Source organism: Polyangium fumosum, from assembly GCF_005144585.1.
Classification (GTDB): Bacteria; Myxococcota_A; Polyangia; order Polyangiales; family Polyangiaceae; genus Polyangium; species Polyangium fumosum.
On the sequence record NZ_SSMQ01000061.1, the window covers coordinates 1 to 18,411 of the forward strand.

Annotated in this window: 17 protein-coding genes; 8 read left to right on the forward strand and 9 right to left on the reverse strand. The window is 67.9% G+C overall.

Going from position 1 to position 18,411, the window contains the following annotated elements; genetic code table 11:
* Positions 1-99 precede the first annotated feature (99 nt).
* Positions 100-510: a transposase gene (locus tag E8A74_RS56140; RefSeq protein WP_420814233.1), complete on the forward strand. Its 411-nt coding sequence runs from the start codon at positions 100-102 to the stop codon at positions 508-510.
* A gap of 12 nt (positions 511-522) precedes the next feature.
* Here E8A74_RS56140 and E8A74_RS39175 read toward each other — a convergent pair whose 3' ends face one another.
* The 4 genes from E8A74_RS39175 to E8A74_RS39190 all read right to left on the reverse strand — a co-directional run bounded on the left by E8A74_RS39175 (position 523) and on the right by E8A74_RS39190 (position 5,136).
* Positions 523-846, reverse strand: a complete 324-nt coding sequence (locus tag E8A74_RS39175; protein WP_136934222.1) for a DUF1330 domain-containing protein — start codon at positions 844-846, stop codon at positions 523-525.
* A 1,728-nt stretch (positions 847-2,574) separates the two neighbouring features.
* Positions 2,575-2,928: a hypothetical protein gene (locus E8A74_RS39180; protein WP_136934223.1), complete on the reverse strand. Its 354-nt coding sequence runs from the start codon at positions 2,926-2,928 to the stop codon at positions 2,575-2,577.
* A gap of 178 nt (positions 2,929-3,106) precedes the next feature.
* Positions 3,107-3,454, reverse strand: a complete 348-nt coding sequence (locus E8A74_RS39185) for a helix-turn-helix domain-containing protein (protein ID WP_136934224.1) — start codon at positions 3,452-3,454, stop codon at positions 3,107-3,109.
* A gap of 251 nt (positions 3,455-3,705) precedes the next feature.
* On the reverse strand, positions 3,706-5,136 hold the full coding sequence (locus E8A74_RS39190) for an LA_2272 family surface repeat-containing protein (RefSeq protein WP_170229705.1): 1,431 nt from the start codon (positions 5,134-5,136) through the stop codon (positions 3,706-3,708).
* 160 nt (positions 5,137-5,296) lie between these two features.
* Between E8A74_RS39190 and E8A74_RS39200 the strand changes: the two genes are divergently transcribed.
* Both E8A74_RS39200 and E8A74_RS39205 read left to right on the forward strand, forming a co-directional pair.
* Entirely contained in the window at positions 5,297-6,580 is a 1,284-nt protein-coding gene (locus tag E8A74_RS39200; protein WP_136934227.1) for a hypothetical protein, read from the forward strand.
* 63 nt (positions 6,581-6,643) lie between these two features.
* Positions 6,644-8,203 (forward strand): aldehyde dehydrogenase family protein, encoded by a 1,560-nt coding sequence (locus E8A74_RS39205; RefSeq protein WP_136934228.1) that lies wholly within the window; start codon positions 6,644-6,646, stop codon positions 8,201-8,203.
* Here E8A74_RS39205 and E8A74_RS39210 read toward each other — a convergent pair.
* On the reverse strand, positions 8,196-8,498 hold the full coding sequence (locus E8A74_RS39210) for a hypothetical protein (RefSeq protein WP_136934229.1): 303 nt from the start codon (positions 8,496-8,498) through the stop codon (positions 8,196-8,198). The genes E8A74_RS39205 and E8A74_RS39210 overlap by 8 nt on opposite strands.
* 222 nt (positions 8,499-8,720) lie before the next feature.
* Complete coding sequence (locus E8A74_RS39215) at positions 8,721-9,113, reverse strand: hypothetical protein (protein WP_136934230.1); 393 nt, start codon at positions 9,111-9,113, stop codon at positions 8,721-8,723.
* 97 nt (positions 9,114-9,210) lie between these two features.
* Between E8A74_RS39215 and E8A74_RS39220 the strand changes: the two genes are divergently transcribed.
* The 5 genes from E8A74_RS39220 (at position 9,211) to galE (ending at position 14,606) form a co-directional block, all read left to right on the forward strand.
* A complete protein-coding gene (locus E8A74_RS39220) occupies positions 9,211-9,837 on the forward strand; it encodes a M10 family metallopeptidase domain-containing protein (protein WP_136934231.1) in 627 nt (208 codons plus the stop codon).
* Between the two features lie 244 nt (positions 9,838-10,081).
* Positions 10,082-10,846, forward strand: coding sequence for a hypothetical protein (locus E8A74_RS39225; protein WP_136934232.1), 765 nt, complete (start codon positions 10,082-10,084; stop codon positions 10,844-10,846).
* A gap of 61 nt (positions 10,847-10,907) precedes the next feature.
* On the forward strand, positions 10,908-12,371 hold the full coding sequence (locus E8A74_RS39230; protein ID WP_136934233.1) for a hypothetical protein: 1,464 nt from the start codon (positions 10,908-10,910) through the stop codon (positions 12,369-12,371).
* Between the two features lie 19 nt (positions 12,372-12,390).
* Positions 12,391-13,587, forward strand: a complete 1,197-nt coding sequence (locus E8A74_RS39235; RefSeq protein WP_170229708.1) for a sodium/glutamate symporter — start codon at positions 12,391-12,393, stop codon at positions 13,585-13,587.
* Between the two features lie 23 nt (positions 13,588-13,610).
* Complete coding sequence (gene galE, locus E8A74_RS39240; RefSeq protein WP_136934235.1) at positions 13,611-14,606, forward strand: UDP-glucose 4-epimerase GalE; 996 nt, start codon at positions 13,611-13,613, stop codon at positions 14,604-14,606.
* Here galE and E8A74_RS39245 read toward each other — a convergent pair.
* The 3 genes from E8A74_RS39245 to E8A74_RS39255 are packed head-to-tail and all read right to left on the reverse strand — an operon-like array spanning position 14,603 to position 18,296.
* Positions 14,603-16,021: a glycoside hydrolase family 1 protein gene (locus E8A74_RS39245; protein ID WP_136934236.1), complete on the reverse strand. Its 1,419-nt coding sequence runs from the start codon at positions 16,019-16,021 to the stop codon at positions 14,603-14,605. The two genes, galE and E8A74_RS39245, sit on opposite strands and share 4 nt — an antisense overlap.
* A gap of 54 nt (positions 16,022-16,075) precedes the next feature.
* Positions 16,076-17,245, reverse strand: a complete 1,170-nt coding sequence (gene galK / locus E8A74_RS39250) for a galactokinase (RefSeq protein WP_136934237.1) — start codon at positions 17,243-17,245, stop codon at positions 16,076-16,078.
* 25 nt (positions 17,246-17,270) lie between these two features.
* The gene (locus tag E8A74_RS39255) at positions 17,271-18,296 is read right to left on the reverse strand and encodes a hypothetical protein (RefSeq protein ID WP_136934238.1); all 1,026 of its coding nucleotides are present in this window, start codon (positions 18,294-18,296) and stop codon (positions 17,271-17,273) included.
* Between the last annotated feature and the right edge of the window lie 115 nt (positions 18,297-18,411).

Consider the following 18,411-nt stretch of genomic DNA (forward strand, 5'->3'; position numbering starts at 1 on the left):
AAGGCCGAGCTGCTCCTCTCGTTGAAGGAGTCCGGCTACCGCACCTATGTCCCGGAGAGGAGCCAGCCGGTCCGCAAATGGGTGGACAAGGGCTGGGATATGCAGCAAGCGTTTTACGGGAACCGAAACCGCGTGCGTCGTCCGAAGGGGCGCGCTCTTCAACGCAAACGTGGAGAGCTCGTCGAGCGAACATTCGCCCATACATGCGAGACGGGTGGAATGAGAAGGGTGCGAGTCAGGGGCCGGGAGAACGTGCGAAAACGATACTTGGCCCATGTCGCCGCGCTCAATTTGGGGCTCGTGCTACGCCAAATCCTCGGCGCAGGGACGCCGCGGGGTCTGGCCGCGGCCCGGAAGGGCTCCGTCCTTGCAGTTTTGGTGATATGGGCAGCCATGGTGGCTCTGGTGCGGAGCACGCCGAAGCGGTTGGCACGATTTTCCCGGGATGCGTGGGACGGGATGCGACGGGGTCATGTGCGGGGTGTTGGGCTCGCGATTGGGGTGGCGTAGATCCACGGGCTGCTAGAGGAGCTCATCCATCGCGTCTTCGAGACCGAGCTCCGAAAGCACGACCCCCTGGTGGTTCATGCTGTTCGGCCGGAGCGGGCGCACGCTCCGGTGGCGGCACGCGTGCTCGAATGCGTGGATCTCCCGCAGGAGGGCCTCCCTGTACTCGGCCGAGAACAGCGGGAATTCGAGCACGCCGACATGAGGGCGCTCCACGAGCCCTTCGAGGGCCTCAGGCGTCCCGGCCCGCACCGCGCGGACGAAGCCGGGATCGAGGCATCGCTCGGTGAGGTCGGACAGCCACGTCTGGCGGAGCGAATACGAGGGGCGGAGTGTCATGGCAACGAGCTTACATGATCTGCGCGCGCGACGGCTCGCCCCGCTGCGTTCGTGGGCCGAGTTCACGTTGCAAAGGTTACCTTTGGTCACTTTGTGACCGTACGCTCATTGAACGGTAAAGACGGAAAGTCTTGCATGTGTGGCACGAGTGTTGGTAAGTTATCTAATTATGCCCAGCGGAACCTTTTTCAAACACCTCGGAATCTTCGTGTTGCTATCTGCTTGTGGTGGTGCCCAGAAGCCGCCTTGCGAAGGTCCCACGTGCGCCTCGTTGTGCCCCGCGGGAGCGACCGTTGATTGGGACTCGGATCTTGCGCGCACGTGTGACGTGGGCGCCAATGTCGAGGTCACGGTCGAGACGGAGGGGGGGAAGGGGACGCTGACCGCGCGCTGCGAGGAGTCCGGTGGCACCAAGTTCATATGCAGGCCCGTACCTGGCGAGACGATTTGCGGGAAGCGCGGCATCGATTCGATCACGCGTGAGCAGGTAAAGTGCGCGAGCGCAGGTTCATGATGCCGGCCCTCCTGGGCGCGCGGGGCCTGGTCCTTCGAGCGTTCCTTCCCCTTTGCGCGCTGGCCTGCCACGAGCAGCGGCCGCCCTGTATGGGCGCGGAGTGCGGAGCGATGTGTCCGGCCGGCACGCGAATGGACTGGGGCACCCATGTCGATCGAGAATGCAGCACAGGAGGGAGCATCCAGGCGTCCGGCGTCCGAACGGTCTGCGCCGAAAGCAACGGCTCTCGTTACGTCTGCGTACCCATCCCGGGCGCCGATGTTTGTGGTGGCAGCGGTATCGAGTACATCAGCCGGACCGAGGTGCGTTGCGGACCCCAGCCCCAGTGCGCAGCAGCGTCGCGGATGTGCACGAGCGAGACGCAGTTCATCATGTGCCACAACGGCCTCTGGAGCCCGCAGATCATGTGCCCGGTCGATTCGCGGTGTTACGATGGTGACTGCGTCCCGAATCTGCGCCTCGATTGCGCCAATCTCCCACCGTTCAAGGGTTGCGGAGGTGCGCTGGCAGGGAAGTGGGCCGTGTCGAGCTTCTGTATGAACATCGACCAGGGCGGCTGTCCGAGCATTAGGTTCGATCTCTGGGGGAACATCACGTTCAACGAGAAAGGTGTTCCCACGCTCTCCGATATTGGTTCGCGCTCCGTCGCGACCTATCCGTCGACCTGCCCGGATTACGACATGTCGTGCCGGTTCTTCGGGTTCGGAGGCTACGGGCCGGGGTTGCCTCCACCACGCCCGTTCCCCCCGCCAACGCAGCTCCCGCCGACCGCTTTCCCCCCGAGCCCGGCGCCGCCGGGTCCAGCCCCCTCGGGACCGGCACGACGTGGTGGGCCTGTGGCCCTGGATCCAGAGGATGAGGCAGACGTGAAGCTCGGAGCCCGAGTGCCCCGCCCAGTATGCGCGATGCGCGAGGGGGCATGCGTCTGCACGACCGAGAACCCTGTATCGATATCGGAACCGACGGACGCGCTAAAGAAGATTCCCGAGGACGCTTATTGCCGGCGAGGGAATGTTCTCGATCTCAGCTCGGGAACGTTCCGTATGCGCCTGGTTCTCGCACCTTGAGCCGCCCCTGCTCCATCAGGGCCTATTTCCGCGAGGATTGACGAAGAGTCGCCACGGTGGGATGCTCCTCGGGTCCCTCGGGATGGAGGCGCGCACCGCAGCGTTGGAGGCCTGGACCTCCGGTAAGACCCACGGCAGAGGAGCGGCTCAGTCGCGGAGCAGCGAAGGTACGGCGGCCAGGAGGTAGACCGCGGAGGTGCCGGCCATGATCGATTGCGCGATCACCGCCGCAGGCCGCTCGACCGGCTCGCCGCGGAGCAGCGCAGGCAGCTTGCCGAGCCCGCGCGCCGCGCCGGCGAGGCCGAGGCCTGCCACGGCCGTCGCGCCCACGAGCGCGGCCTTCCGGGACGATTCCCGACGGGCGAGCAGGCCGAGCCCGAGCGCCGCCGCGCCCACACCCGCGGGGATCAGCGCCGTCTTGTGCTCCCTGCCTGTCGCGACGAACCCCCCGATGCCGAGCGCGGTCAAGAGACCGCCGTACCCGATCGTCCAGCCTGTCATGACGTTGAACCCTCCTTCGGTCGGGACATGCGGCGCGCCGCGCATCCCGTGCTGCCCATTCATGACACGCCGCGTGGGGCCACGCTCGATACGTCGAGGGCAACGGAGCCGGCGGGCGCGACGGACGCGGACGTCAGCCACCCCCGAGGGCCTCTGCGGCGCCCCGGGGGTGCGCGCGTCATCCGCGCTTCTTCGGCGCAGGCGCGGCCCGGCCTTCGATTTCCTTCCGCAGCTTCTTCCAGTCGCCCTTCGGCAACTTGCGGACGGCGTCGGCGATGCGGGCCCGCTCGTCCTCCGCGGGGAAGGCGAGGATGTACAGGGGCGGGATATCGAGCGCGCGGGCGATGCGATCGACGGTCTCGATCGTGATTGCAGCGAAGCCGTGCTCGATGTTCGAGAGGTGGCCCTTCGAGATCGAGCTCGCCTCACCGAGCGCGGGCAGGGACATGTTGCGCTCGAGCCGGAGCTCGCGGATGCGCGCGCCGACCTTGGAGGAAAAGGGGCTGGGTTCGGTTCGTCGGGGCATGGGTCACCTCTCGTCAGCGAGGATTCCCCCTTACCACAACATGCGCGGAAGACAAACCACCCAGTTCGTCCGACCCGTAGATTTTGGAGAGGTCCTTCGAGAACCAGCCTACACCCCGAGGCGGCGGGGGATCGTTTGGCCCCCCCGTACATAGTTGTTGATCGTTCCCGGGAAAACTGGCAGAGTCCCGGCCGGGCGAGATCCGACCCACGGTCGGAGCGAGGACGGGGAGACGAGGCCGGCGCTCGGGTTCAGAGCCCGACGTTCATCACGGGCAAGAACGGCAGCCCGCCCTCGCTCGAGAGGTTCACGAGGCCGAGCTGCACGCCGCGCAGCCGCGAAGCTCGATTGACGAGCCCGACCTGGAGCCCCGTGACCCTGCCGCCCACGTTCACGACGCCGAACGTCGCGCCCTTCAATTCGCGCGAGAGGTTGACGGCGCCGAGTTGCGCGCCGTACACCTCGCCCGAGCCGCTGATGAACCCGGCTTGCAAACCATAGAGGTTCTTGCCCGTGATGTTCACGGCGCCGAGCTGCGCGCCGTGGTGGCTCTTGAACGTGATGTTCACGGCGCCGATCTGCGCGAGCATATAGGCATCGTCGAGCACGCCATTGAATGCGGCGACCTGCGCGACGCCCCGGAAGTCGTTGCCGACGAGATTGAGGACCCCGGCGACCTGCAAGGCGCCGCGATATTCTTCGAGCGTCGCGTTGAAGGCGGCCCCCACCTGCATGAAGCCGCGGAAGTCCTGCTTGATGAAGCTGGCGAGCCCGACCTGCCCGATGCCGCCGAACGTGCCGGCGCCGTTGTAGCTGCCGACCTGGAACCCGCCGGAAAAGCCGTCCATGACGATGTTGCCGAAGCCGAGCTGCAAAACTTCGTAAGAATCGCCCTTGACCTCGTTCACGATGCCCACCTGGGAGGCGCCGTAAAAGTCCTTCGTGTTCCGATTGGCCGCGCCGATCTGGAGGAGCCCGTGGAAATCCCCGTCGATGACGTGGTTGACCGCGCCGAGCTGGAGCAGGCCGTAGAAATGCGCGCGCTCGAGTTGATTGAACGCGCCGATCTGCGCCGCGGTGACGATCCTGCTCTCCAAGCCGTCCTCGGGATCATCGAGGACATGGTTGTACGCTCCGAACTGCAGCCCGCCCACGAAATGCGCGGCGTTGTTCCAGGGGCCGAGCTGCCCCAGGCCGTACAACGCGGCCGCCGTGTTTTTCCCGAGCGTGACCTGGAAACCGCCGTGGAAGCTCTCCTCGATCCGCGACGTGACCAGGCCGAGCTGCATCACGCCGACGAATCGATCGGCTCGGCTCTCGTACGGGGCAAACTGGAGCAGGCCGTAAAATTCTTTCGAGGTGCTTTTCGCGAGGCCGATCTGGGTGAGGCCCACGAAGGCGTCGGCCTCGGGGAAGATCCCCGGATGGATCACGTACCAGTCCGAGAGCGGCGGAGGCGGTGGAGGCGGCGGAGGCGGCGGGGGCGGCGGAGGCGGGGGCGGCGGCGGCGGGAGAGCGCCGCCCGCGACCTCGAGCGGAGGACGTGTCGGCGCCGAGGGTTCCATCTCGGGGCCGGCGATCTCGGCTCCGTCTTCGCCCACGTTCGCCTGCGCGGGCGCGACGAGCGCCACCATGGAGAGGCAGCCTGCGAGGAGCGTGAAACGCAGAGGTCCGGTTTGCATGCCGTGTACCATGGAACGTCGGGAGCGCGGCGATCTTACATGCCCTCGCGCCCGAGAGGGCCAGGACGTTCTCTGACCGCCCCTCCCTCTCTCTCCCTTGCGGCCCCGACGAATCCGGAATACTCCGTCGGTATCCGAACGTTTTGCCGGAGGTGCATGCTTGATCTCGAATCGATCCTTCGTCGCCATTTCGTTTGCGGTCGTCCCGCTCGTCCTGTTCGCCTGCGCCAAGGGGAATACCCGTCCCGGCGGTGAAGGCGGCGCAGGAGGCGAGGGAGGCGACGGGTGGGGCGGGCCCGCGCAATCCTCGAGCGGCAGTGGAGGAATGGGCGGCAGCGGCGGCATGAGCGGCGCGTCGAGCTCGGGCGCGGGCGCGGGCGCGTCTTCGTCCAGCGCGAGCAGCGGATCGGGTTCGTCCTCGTCCTCCGGCAGCGGCGGCGGCGGAAGCGGCCCTTTGCCCATCGTGCTCCTGCGTATCGGTGACGGCGTGACGGCGCTCTCCTCGGCGGCGTCGCCGGTCACCATCGAGTGGCGCCTCACGGACGGCTCGGCCATGCCAGGCTCGCCGGGGACGACCGCGATGCCGCAAGTGATCTCGGGCTCGAATTACAATCTCACGTTGTCGGGGACGGCGTCCTCCGAAGGACACCTGTCGCTCTCGGCGAATGGCAAATACGTCTTCCTCGCCGGGTATGCCGCCGACGTGGGCGCGCCGAACGTGAGCACGCAGCTCGTGTCGCGCGTCGTCGGCCGGGTGGACGCGTTCGGCAACGTGAACACCTCGACCTTGCTCTCGGGTGCGTTCAACGCCAGCAACGTACGCGGCGCGACGTCCTCGGACGGCACGTCGATCTGGGTCTCGGGGAACAGCACCACGAGCGGCGGCATTCATTTCATCACGCTCGGCTCCAACGCGCCCACGCAGATCCTCTCGAACCCGCTCAATACACGCTGCGTGCAGATCTCCGGAGGTCAGCTCTACGCCACGTCCGGCGCGGGCACGTTCGTCAACGTCTTCACGGTCGGCTCGGGCCTCCCCACATCGGTCGGACAAACCGCGACGTCGCTCCCGGGCCTGCCCACCGCCAGCGCGAGCCCGTATGGGTTTGTCTTGCTGGATCTTTCGGCCGGCATCGCAGGCCCGGATACGCTTTACATCGCGGACGATCGGAGCCCGGCGAACGGCGGCGGAATTCAGAAATGGACGTTCGACGGCTTCTCGTGGTCGCTCGTGGCGACGTGGAACGACGGCACGGCGGGCGTGCGGGGCCTCGCGGCGACGCCCTCGGGCGGCGGCGTGCGGGTCGTGGCGACGACCGCGGAGAACAACGAAAACCGGGTCCTCACGCTCTTCGACGACGGCTCGGCGTTCCCCGAGATCGTCATCGCCACGATCGCGCCGCCGAATACCGTCTTCCGCGGCGTCGCGTTCGCCCCACAATAAAAGAGACGGTGTGCGCGGCGCCGGGCCTTGACAAGGGCCCGGGCGCCCGGGACCCTTCTGCCGATGTCTCCCCTCCTCGCGCACGGGCCGTCGGATCTCCTCGAAGGACGCTGGGTTCCGCTCCCCGGTGACGCCATCACGTCGCGAAACCCCACGCGTCCGTCCGAGATCGTCTGGCAGGGCAGCCCCGTCCCCGCGCATGCCGACGAGGCCGTCGCGGCGGCGCGGCGCGCCTTGCCCGCGTGGGCGGCGCTCCCCGCCGAGCGGCGTTTCGCGGCGCTCCGCCGCTTCCGCGACCTCTGCAAGGCGCGCGCGGCCGAGATGGCCCGCCTCATCACGGACGAGACGGGAAAGGCGTTATGGGACGCGCGCGCCGAGGCCGATCTGCTCGCGGCCAAGGTCGACATCACGCTCGACGCCTCCGAGCACGGCGGGCTCCGGCGGGTCTCGGGCTTCGAGATTCCGCTCTCGGCCTCGCGCGCCGGGCGCACCTGGTTTCGCCCGCACGGCGTCATGGTCGTGCTCGGCCCCTTCAATTTCCCCGCGCACCTGCCAAACGGACACATCATCCCCGCGCTCGCGCTGGGGAACACCGTCGTGTTCAAGCCGAGCGACAAGGCCCCGGCGGTTGGACAAACCCTCGCGGCGTGGCTCGCCGAGGCGCTCGACGCCGAGGGCGCGCCGCCGGGCGTCGTGAACCTTGTGCACGGCGGCGCGAGCGTCGCGTCGCGCCTCGTCGCGAACCCCGACATCGACGGTGTGCTCTTCACGGGCTCGTGGCCCGTGGGCCGGCGTATCCTCGAGGCGAGCCTCGATTGGCCGGGCCGCGTGCTCGCGCTGGAGATGGGCGGCAATGCCCCGTCCGTCATCTTGCCCGACGCGGACCTGCGGCAGGCCGCGATCGAGGTCGCGCGTTCGGCGTTCGTCTCGACGGGGCAACGCTGCACGTGCACGCGGCGGCTCGTCGTGCACAGCGCCGTGGCCGAGCGGTTCGTCCGGACGATCGTCGAGATGGCCTCGAAGCTCCGCGTGGGGGACCCGCTCGCGGATCCGCAGCCGTTCATGGGGCCGATCATCTCGGCGGAGGCGCGCGCGGCCGTGCTCGCGGCGCAGGAGCGGTTCGCGGCCGGGGGCGCCGAGATCCGGCTCCCGGCGCGCGCCCTCGAATCCCCGTCGGGTGGCCATTTCCTTTCGCCGGGGATCGTCCGTGTCGATCGGTTCACGCTCTCCGAGGACGGACCCGGCGCGGACGTCGAGGTGTTCGGGCCGCTGCTCCGGTATGTCGTCGTCGATTCGGTGGACGAGGCGATCGCGCAGGCGAATGCCACGCGGTTCGGGCTCGCGGCCTCGATCTTCACGAAGGACGCGGGCACGATCGAGCGCTTCCTCGCCGAGGCGCGCGCCGGCTGCGTGAACGTCAACACCGGCACCGCGGGCGCGAGCAGCAAGCTCCCGTTCGGCGGGATTGGTTTGTCCGGGAACCATCGGCCCGCGGGGGCCTTCAGCCTGGATTATTGCGCGTATCCGGTGGCGGGGATGATCGAGAGCGGCGCGACGGCGCCGCTGCCGATCGGGATGACGTTCGAGGAGAGCTGGCTCGACGAGGGATCGAACCTCAGTTGACGTTCGGATCCGGCGCGGCGTTCGTCGCGTCGGACGCGGCCGCTTTCGCCTCGTCGGCCTTTTTCGGCAGCTTCTCTTCGAGGGTCGCGAGTCGCTCGGCCGCGCGTTCGAGGGCGCGTGCGCTCGTCGTGAGCGCGGTGCGTCCGTACCCGAGGCCGAAGCCCGCCCATTTCACGGAAGCATCGACCACGACGTCGTACACCTCGCGCGCCTTCTGCTCGACGCGGGCCGACGCGGCCTTCACGTCCTTCAGGCTCGGGATCTTCGTCTCGCTTTGGGTTTGCGTCTCGACCATAAGGGATGCCTCCTGTTCGTTGGAAAGCCCTCGTCCGGCAGGACATGCGCCGCGCGTGGCACCGCGGAGGGACCCGCGGGAATCGCGCAACCAAGCGCCGCCCCGCGAGCGTGAAGCTCGCCCCGGACGTGGTTCGGATGTGTCCGTCTATTTATGACGCGACGTGTTACGTGTCAAGACGCGGCGCGTTGATTCTCCAGATTACCCCTGGATCAGCACGGATCAGGCGGCTCGGCGGGCGGAGGCGGCCCGCGTCACGGCGGAGACGAGGGTGTCGACCGCGTGGGGGCAACTCCGGAGGTCGATCGCCTCGCGGAGGAGCGGCTCGTGCTCGTGCTCCGCCGTCGTCGTGAGGACGAACGTGGGGCGCGAGCCGACCTTCGTTCCGCGGAGGAACGTGAGAAACGGGACGCTCTCGTCATGCGGAGAGACGTCGTAGACGACGACGCGTGGATCGTGCTGGGCGAAGAGCGCGAGCGCCTCCTCGGGCGCCACGACGAGCGAGCTCAGCGCGGCCGTGACCGCGCGGAGGCCCGACGCCTCGATCTCTTCGGCGAGCGACCTCGCCACGGCTTCGTCTTCATGAATGATGGCCACGACGGCAGGGTGCTGCATGCACGGGATCCCAGGCAGGGCGCGTGCCTGGCCGCGCCGCGTCGCGCTCGCACGCTCGCGGTGTCCGCCCGGATCGATTATGCTGTGCGAACTCGCCATGCTTTCCCGCCGCGCCATCCTCTCCTCGGGCCTCGTGTTCGCGGGTTCGCTCCTCGTTTCGCGGCGCGCGCTCGCGAAGAAGGCCGAAAAAGATCCGATCCCCGCGCTCCCGCTCTCGTTCGCCGTCGCCGAGGAGGACGGCGTCGCCGTGCAAAACGAGACGTGGATCGCCGAGCAGATCGCCGAGGCGACGCGGCTCTTCACGCCGATCGGCGTCACCCTGCGCAAGGCTCCCGCGCGCGTGCTCCCGCCGGCGCTCGCCAGGCTCGAGACGCGCGCCGACAGGGACGCGCTCGCCGCGCACCTCGAAGCAAAGCGGATCAACGTGATGATCGTGGCATCCCTGCGGGACGTGGACGATCCGAAGCTCTTCCGGATGGGCGTGCACTGGCGGCACAGAAAGACGCCCGCGAAGCATTGGGTGATCGTCGCGGCGAGCGCACGACCGAGCACACTCGCGCACGAGCTCGGCCATTTCTTCGGGCTCGGCCACAGCGACGTGACCGACAACGTGATGAGTTATTCGCGTACGGGGGTTCCCCCCTTCTTCGACGCCAAGCAAGCTGAGCGGATCGAGAGCATGGCGCGGATGTACGTGGGGTCGAAGCTGCTCGAACCCGCGTGAGCCGCGCGCGCTTCGATTCGCTCGCCACGAGGCCCCGGATCGTTTACCCTACGGATCGCCCGGCCGATCGCGCCGGGGTTCCGGCATGCAAACGCCCCCCCGTCGAACGACCCCCCCGCCGCCGTCCGTCGCCCCGCCCTCCTTGGAGCGCCCGAGTGAGCGTGTGCCCCCGATTCCGCCTCTCAGCAGCGGATTGTCGCGGCCGAGCCGTCCGCCGCCGTCGTCGGGCGAAGGCGCGCTTCGCTTGACGGACACGTGGGGGCCGAGCCGCCCGCCGCCGTCGTCGGGCGAAGGCACGCCTCGCTTGACGGACACCTGGGGGCCGATCTCCTCGGAGCGCCCCTCCTCGCGCCCCTCGACGCGCCCGCCGACGGCGACGGGCGAGCGCGCTTGGTACCTGGAATTGCCATGTCCCCCGGGGGAGGGCACCTTTCGAAGCAAAGGGATCGCGTATCGGGGGCTCGCCCACCTCGTGACGTCCCGCGTCGAGGGAGGCCCGCCGGCGTTTGCCGCGGCATTGCCGACGCCCGCCTTGCAACGTTTTTTCGACCAGCCTTTTCTCGCGAGCAGCTTCTACGACATGTTCCCGCTCGTGGCGGGCAGCGGCGTCCTCGCCTCGCTCGCGCGCATTCCGCTCGACGTCTTCGCGCACCAGCAGGGGCGCACGCAGGCCGCGCACGACGTGGAGCACGCGTACCGGGCCCTCTTGCAGGGCAAATCGACCGACGACATCCATTCACGCCTGCGCCCGCTCGCCGGCCGGTATTACGATTTTGGAGAATGGGACGTCGAGCGGCAGGGCCCGGATCGGATCCGCGTCGTCGAGAGCGCGCTGCCCATCTGGATCATGCCGTGGTTCATCCCGATGCAGATCGGCTACTTCTCGGGCCTCATGGCGGCGATGGGCAAGCCGAGCTCCACTGTGACGATGCAATCGTTTCGCCGCGAGGGGCTCGCGGGGGCGATGCCGCTCGTCGTCCTGGAGCTCGCGGTCGTTTTGCGCGACTGATCGGGCGTTTCACCGGGCGATCGGGGCTTCTCGCGGCCGCCTCGCCGTGGTACGGCGGGCCATGCGGTCCTTCCTCGGTGCTACCTCGATATGCCTCCTCGGGGCCCTCGGCTGCAGCGGCGGCGGCGAGACCCCCAAGCCGCCCTTTTTCGACGTCACCGGCACGATCGTCGATCTCCACCTGACCGAGGGTGGGGACGTCATGAACGTCCGTGATCCCGGGCAATTCGAGATTGCCGCGCTCGTCCCCGGCGAGGACGGCGCGCCGCGGGAGCTCCTCGCCGAGGTGGCCGAGGACGGCACGTTCCGCATTCGTGATCTCCCCGAGGGGCCTTATGATCTCCGCTTCACCGAGCTCTACGGCACGGGGACGAGGCCGCCGCGGTTCATCATGGGCGCGCCGCGCACGATCGATCTCGGGCGCATTTTCGTAGGCCGCCCCGAGGCCGAGTCCATCGCGACGGCGAATACGACAGAGCTCGCCCTCACGTTCGATGGATTGAGCCCCTGGGGGGAAGGGGCGAGCATCGAGGTGTTTTCGCTCGGCGCAGGCACGATCGGGACGCTCCCCGCGGCGGACGGCATGCAGCCTGCCCTGGGCGCCACGCAGGTCACCGATTTCCGCGTGGCCACGTCGGAGCTCGTCGTGCCGAACCTCGTCGCGGGCGACGCCGGGGACCTGGCCTATTTCACGCAAATGGTCGGGACGTCCGGCCCCGGGGCGCCTTATCGCTCGGTGCGCAAGGCCTTCGGGCCGGCGACGTTCACGCTCGCCGACGGCGCGACCACGCCCGTCGAGGGCACGTTCGTGGATGCGACCTCGAAGAAGCTCGCCGTTTCCATCGACGACGCCGCTTTCCAGGCCCTCGCCGCGAGCGTGCATCCCGAGGCGACGATCGCGGGCAAGGACGTTCGAATCGGCGTGGAGCCGGGGGGCGCGGATCGAACGAGCGTCTCCCCCACGCCCGATTTGCTGTTGTTCTCGGGCCTTCCTGCGGTGCAGCCCCCGGCTGAGCTCGTCTATGGCAATCCTTTCCCCGAAGGCTGGGCCGAGGTCGCTGCCGTCCAGGTCTCGTATGCCGTGACGCACGTCATGCCCACGGGTGTCCCGAAGACCACGGCCGTCGCCATTGGCCGTACCGGCCCGGTCTCTTCGTTCTCCGGCGCGGTTGCGCCGCCGCTTGGCCCGCCGCTCGACATTCGCGTGAACGATCAGCCTGCGTATGGCGAGCTCCTCGGCATTGGCAAGACGCCCACCGTGACCTGGAGCGCGCCCTCGCTCGGCAAAGCCGCGGCGTACGTCATCACGCTCCGGCGGCTCGACCCCGGCGGGCAGCTCACGCGGACGATGGCTTCGTTCTCGACGAACGAGCCCGAGCTGCGGATTCCGGACGGATTGCTCGACGTCGGGTATTATTATTACCTCCGCATCGGTGTGCGGGACGAGTTCGACAGCACGGCGCCGCTCCAGGCGCAAAGCAGCCGCGCCTATGCCGAGGCGATCACCGGCGTCCTTTCGCCCTGAATTGCGCGCGAGCCCTGCCATGGATGTCCCTACCTTTCAAGTCTCGTCCATTCAGGTCCTCGGACTCGCTTGTTTCGGGCTCGTCCTCGGCCGAGGAATCCGGCGCGTCTTGCCCGTCTTCGAGCGGCTCAGCATTCCCGCGTCGATCCTCGGTGGCCTCGTGTATGCGATCGTCGGCCTCGCCTTGCGAGATCGCGTCTGCAATTTCAAGTTCGACCTCGCGTTGCGCGAGATCCTCATGATCGCGTTCTTCACGACCGTGGGAATGACGGCGAGCCTTCGGCTGCTCGCGCTCGGGGGCAAGCGCGTCGCCATCTTCCTCGGCGCATCGGTCCTTGGTCTGCTCGCGCAGATGGGCTGGGGCGCGGGGGCGGCGAAGGCGATGGGGTTGCCGCCGCTGCTCGGCGTCATTCCCGGCGCCGTTTCGCTCACGGGCGGGCCCGCGACGGCGCTCGCGTTCGGCCCGGTCTTCGAGCAGGCGGGCGTCCCGGGCGCGACCGCGATTGGCCTCGCGTCGGCGGTCTTCGGGATCATCGTGAGCGGCTTGCTCGGCGGCTTCGTCGGCAGCTTCTTGATTCGCCGCCACTCCTTGCGCCCTGGTGAGAGCGACGCGATGCCCGCGCCCGAGATCGACATCGACGCGGGGCCCTCGGAGAAGCACGGCGATTACCTGATGCATATCATCGTGCTCGGCGTGGCGATGGCGTTCGGCTCGTTGCTCTCGGCGCAGTTCGCGGCCTGGAAGCTCACGCTCCCCGCATACATCGGGGCGATGATCGTGGCCGGCGTGATGCGCAACCTCGACGATCGCCTGCAATTCGCAGGCATCGATCAGAAGAAGATGGAGGAGATCGGCGGCATCGCGCTCGAACTCTTCATCGTGATGGCGCTGCTCACGCTGGAGCTCTGGCAGCTTCGGACGCTCGCGCTCCCTGTGCTCTTCATTCTGATCGGCCAGGTCCTGCTCACGATCGCGCTCTGCTGGACGGCCATTTACTGGATGATGGGCCGCAACTACACCTCGGCGGTCATGGCGGGCGGGTACTGCGGGTTCATGCTCGGCACGACGGCGAACTCGCTCGCCTGCATGAACGAGATCGTTCGCAAATCGGGCCCAGCGCCCCAGGCGTTTTTCGCGGTGAGCATCGTGGGCGCCTTTCTCATCGATTTCATCAATGCGCTGCTCGTCACGCAGGCCTTGAACGTGCTTCGCTGAGCGCGCGCCGTGGCTGGAGGCCCATGATCCCCGACAGCAGGACCGTTCTCGTCACCGGCGGCGCCGGGTACATCGGCGCGCACGCTGCCCTCGCCCTGGCGGAGCGCGGCTACCGGCCCCTCGTGCTCGACAACCTGAGCAAGGGGCACCGCGAGCCCATCGAGCGAGCGCTCGGTACGCCCGTGATCCAGGCCGATACGCGGGATCGCGCTGCCCTCGACGCGATCTTCGCGCGCGAGCGGATCGACGCCGTCATGCATTTCGCCGCGTTCATCGAGGTCGGCGAATCCGTCGTCGATCCGCTCAGGTTTTACGAAAACAACGTCCACGGCACGGTCACGTTGCTCCAGGCGATGCAGGTGGCCGGCGTCTCCAGGTTCGTCTTTTCCTCGACGTGCGCGACGTACGGCGTGCCCGAGATCGTCCCGATTCCCGAGGATCACCCGCAGAACCCGCTGAACCCTTATGGCCGGTCGAAGCTCGTCGTGGAGAAGATCCTCGCGGAGTGCGAGACGGCCTGGGGCCTCCGGTCCGTGAGCTTTCGGTATTTCAATGCAGCCGGCGCGCATCCGAGCGGCCTGCTCGGCGAGGACCACGACCCCGAGACACACCTCATTCCGCTCGTCCTCTCCGCGGCGCTCGGAAAACGGCCGTCGATCCGGATCTTCGGCGAGGATTACGACACGTCCGACGGAACGTGCATCCGCGATTACATCCACGTCTCGGACCTGGCGGACGCGCACGTGCTTGGGCTTGCGTATCTGCTCGGCGGCGGGGCGAGCACGGCCGTGAACCTCGGCAATGGGCGGGGTTTTTCCGTGAAGGAGGTCATCGCGGCGGCGACGCGCGTCACGGGCCGCCCGATCGCCGTGGAGAAGGCCGAGCGTAGGCCCGGGGATTCACCGGTGCTCGTGGGATCGAGCGCGCGCGCACGCAAGCTGCTCGGCTGGTCGCCGCGGTATCCGGAGCTCGAAACGATCCTCGCCCATGCATGGGCGTGGCATCAGAGAAAAACCTAGCGGGCGTCCGGCTGGAGCCCGAGCCCACGCGCGATGTCCTGAAACGTCTCGACCGCGGGCGTGGGCGTGCGCCGTTTCTCGGGGCTTTCGAAGTCGACGCGGAAGAGGCCGAACCGCGGCTCGTAGCCCTCGGCCCATTCAAAGTTGTCAAGGAGCGACCAGTGGAAATATCCGCGCACGTCGATGCCCTCGCGCGCGGCGCGTACGAGCGCCTCGAAATGGGAACGCAGGAACGAGGGGCGGACGTTGCCGTCCTTGTCGGCGATTCCGTTCTCCGTCACAAACACGGGCAGCCCAAGCGAGCCATACCGCTTGAGGACCTGGTAGAGGCCTTCCGGGTAGATGTCCCAGCCGAGGTCGTTGACGGGCCGATCCGCGGGCACGTATTGCTTGGAGAGCGAAGGATCACGGAGATCGGCCCGGACGTGGTCGCGGCCGTAGTAATTGATGCCCATGTAATCGTAGGAGCCGAGCAGGCCCGGGACGGCCTCGTCGATCTCGATGATCCCGGGAATGCAGAGCTCGATGCGGCCCGTGAACGACGCGGACGCGATGGCCTCGTTGAAGAACTGGTCCGTGAAGCCTGCGATCAGCCGATCGAGCGGAGAGCGCGTCGCCGGCTGAAAGATGCGGACGTGATGCGCGATGCCGACCCGCGTGGCGTGCCCGTCGCCGTCCGCGTCCGTGGTATCCGTCTCGCGGATCGCCTCGGTCATGCGCGCGTGCGCCTTGAGCATGCGCGCCATCACCCGCACGGCGATTCGTTGATCCGAGAGCCCGGGCGGAAAGATCCCCTTCACATAGGAGAGCGTCGCGAGCACGTTGGGCTCGTTGATCGTGCACCAGAGATCGACCGCCGATCCGAGCTTTTTTGCGACCCTTCGCGAGAAGGCCGCGAGGAGATCGATCGTCCGCTCGTTCATCCATCCACCCTGCGTCGCGACCCAGCGGGGCAAGGTGAAATGGTGGAGCGTGACCATGGGCTCGATTCCGGCCGCGCGGAGGGCGAGCGCCCAGGCGAGGTATCGATCCGCGGCCTCCTCGTTCCAGGCGCCTTCCGTGGGTTCGAGGCGGCTCCATTCGACGCTGAATCGATACGCATTCGCGCCGAGCTGGCGCAGGAGCTTGATGTCCTCGTCGATGCGGTTCCACGAATCACACGCGGCGCCCGAGACCGTATGATCCTTGATGTGGGGCGCGCCGCCGCTGAACGCCCCGCGCTCCCAGTCGGTCCAGTCGTTGTCGAGGCCGCCCTCGATCTGGTGCGAGGCCGTCGCGGTACCGAGCAAAAAGCCCGCAGGCAAGGCCGAGCGCAACGAAGAAAGCGCGTCCTCCGCGCCGAGGACGCACGGGGGCGGGTGCGGATCTCGGGTGAGCGCGGCGTAACCGAGGCGGGCGAGACGGGCGAGGTTCATGCGGCCGGCGGCGTTATAAGTCGGTGGTCCTCGGGCGCAAAGAGGCTTTGCAGTTCAGCCGCGAATTTCCCGGGCGCCTTCCCCGCCGCGCGTGACGAGGAAGCCGGGCTCGACGCCGAAGCGGCTCCGGTAGCCGTCGCGGACCGCAGCCATGACCGCGTCGAGCGCGGATTCGTCGACGAGGGACACGGTCGAGCCGCCGAACCCGCCGCCGGTCATGCGAGCGCCATGGACGCCTGCTTGGGCGTCAGCGAGGTCGACGAGTGTGTCGAGCTCCGGACAGCTTACCTCGTAGTCGTGCTGCAAAGATCGGTGCGACGCGACGAACAAGGCGCCGACGGCCGCGACGTCGCCGCGGCGGAGGGCCTCGGCGGCGGATTGCGTGCGGGCATTCTCGGTGACGACGTGACGCACGCGGCGGACGAGGGGCTCGGGAAGGAGCGAGGCATGTTCGGCGAACGCCCCCTCGGTGACGTCGCGGAGCGCGCGGATCCGGGGGAGTGCGCCGCGGAGGAGCGCGACGCCGCGCTCGCACTCCGCGCGTCGCGTGTTGTATTCGGACGTGGCGAGGGCGTGTTTTTTGCGGGTATCGCTGACGAGGATCGCGACGGGGCCGCCGGGCAAGGGGACGGCTTCCATCGCGAGCGAGCGGCAATCAACGAGCAAGGCCGCGTCCGCGCGGGCGCACGCGGAGACGAGCTGGTCCATGATACCGCAGCGCGTGCCCACGAAGGTATGCTCGGCGGCCTGTCCGGCGAGGGCGAGGGCCACACGGTCGACCGTCGCGCCTGCGAGTGAGAGCAACGCGAAGCCGGTCCCGATTTCGAGCGCCGCCGAGGAGGAGAGCCCCGCGCCCCGCGGAACGTCGCCTGCGACGAGGAGATCCGCGCCGCGGAGCGCCTGGACCCTCGCATCGACCATGTGCGCGACGCCCTCGATGTAATCGGTCCACCGGCCGGTTTGTCCGGGGCCGGGGTGGTCGAGGTCAAACTCGACGGTCTGATCGAAATCCAGGCCGTGCACGCGAATGCAGCGGTCGTCGCGGGGCGCAGCGAGGACGGTGACGCCGACTTCGAGTGCGACGGGCAGGACGAACCCGTCGTTGTAATCAGTATGCTCCCCGATCAGATTGACGCGGCCCGGGGCAAAAAACACCCGGGGCGCGGGGCCGTTGTATCCGAAGCGGGCGTGGAACGCGGACCTCAGATCGATGGTGTTTCTCATGCGTGCGTAGACCCAACCCTCGGGCTCAGGTCTTCGATTTGTACAGGTTGAAATCCGCGCCTATGACGAGGATCCAGGAAAAAGCATATTGCCACATCGGGTCGATGAGGTTCGTTCCGACCTGGGCGATGGCGAAGGGCGACATGCGATTCGACAGGAACTTTTTCGGCCACCGGCCGAAGGCGACCGCGTGCAGCCCGAGTTGTTCGAGGCCCGTGCCGAGGACGCGCTGATACCGGCCGCTCACGCCGAGCAAGAGCTCGCCGGGGTTGGGGACGGGGACCGAGTAGGCCACGAGGAGCTCGTGCGCGTGGCTGAAATCCTGGAGCTTGCGCAGGGTGAAGGTGAAGTTGTCGTGATACACATCGTCTGCGCCCGCGCCCGGGGCGGTGTAATAATTCCAGTCGGCCGTGAAGTTGTATTGAAAGGCGATGGGACCGACCTTGCCCTGGAGGGTGGGGAGGACCCGGAGACGCAAGCCTCCGTGGTTGATGGGGGCGAGGAAATGGGCTGGATTGTCCATTCCCTCGTCGTCGTCTTGGTTCACCCAGTCGATGGCCGTCCGCCTGCCGCGCCGGATCTGCCCTGCCGCGAGGCGCTCGCGGCCGAGCGGGGTCATGACACGGAGGCCGCCGTTGAAAGGTTCCTTGATGAAATAATCGTAGGCACCCTGGACCTGGAGCCGGAAGAAGGCAATCGGGGTGATGTCGACGAAAGGACCGACGGTATTGTTGACGAAGCCGTAGACATCACGCACGCCGACGGTGATGTTCGTCGAATCCCACAAGATCCCTTTCTTTTGCACGAGCGGAATTTTGTAACCGAGCGTCGCGCCGATGGCCGAGCGGGTGTAGTGCATACCCCACGGGACGTAAAAGACCCCGAGGTCGAGCGAGGTCGGGCGCGGCGCGTCGGGCTTCGCCTCGGCGGGTTTGTCTGGGGCTCGTGGCTCGTCGTCCTTTCGGCTCCGCTCGTCGGCGTCGTCGGCGCGCGCGGGCAGGGAGAGCGAGAGCAGGGTGAGCGCCGTGAGGCCGCGGAGGAGGGTTCGCATGACGTTACGCCGTGCGGCCCGCGCGAGGAGGTTTCGAGGTGCGCCGGGCTTGCTCGGGAGAGCATATCGGGAGTCGCGGGGGGTGTATACATCCCGCCACGCGTCGCCCGGCGCG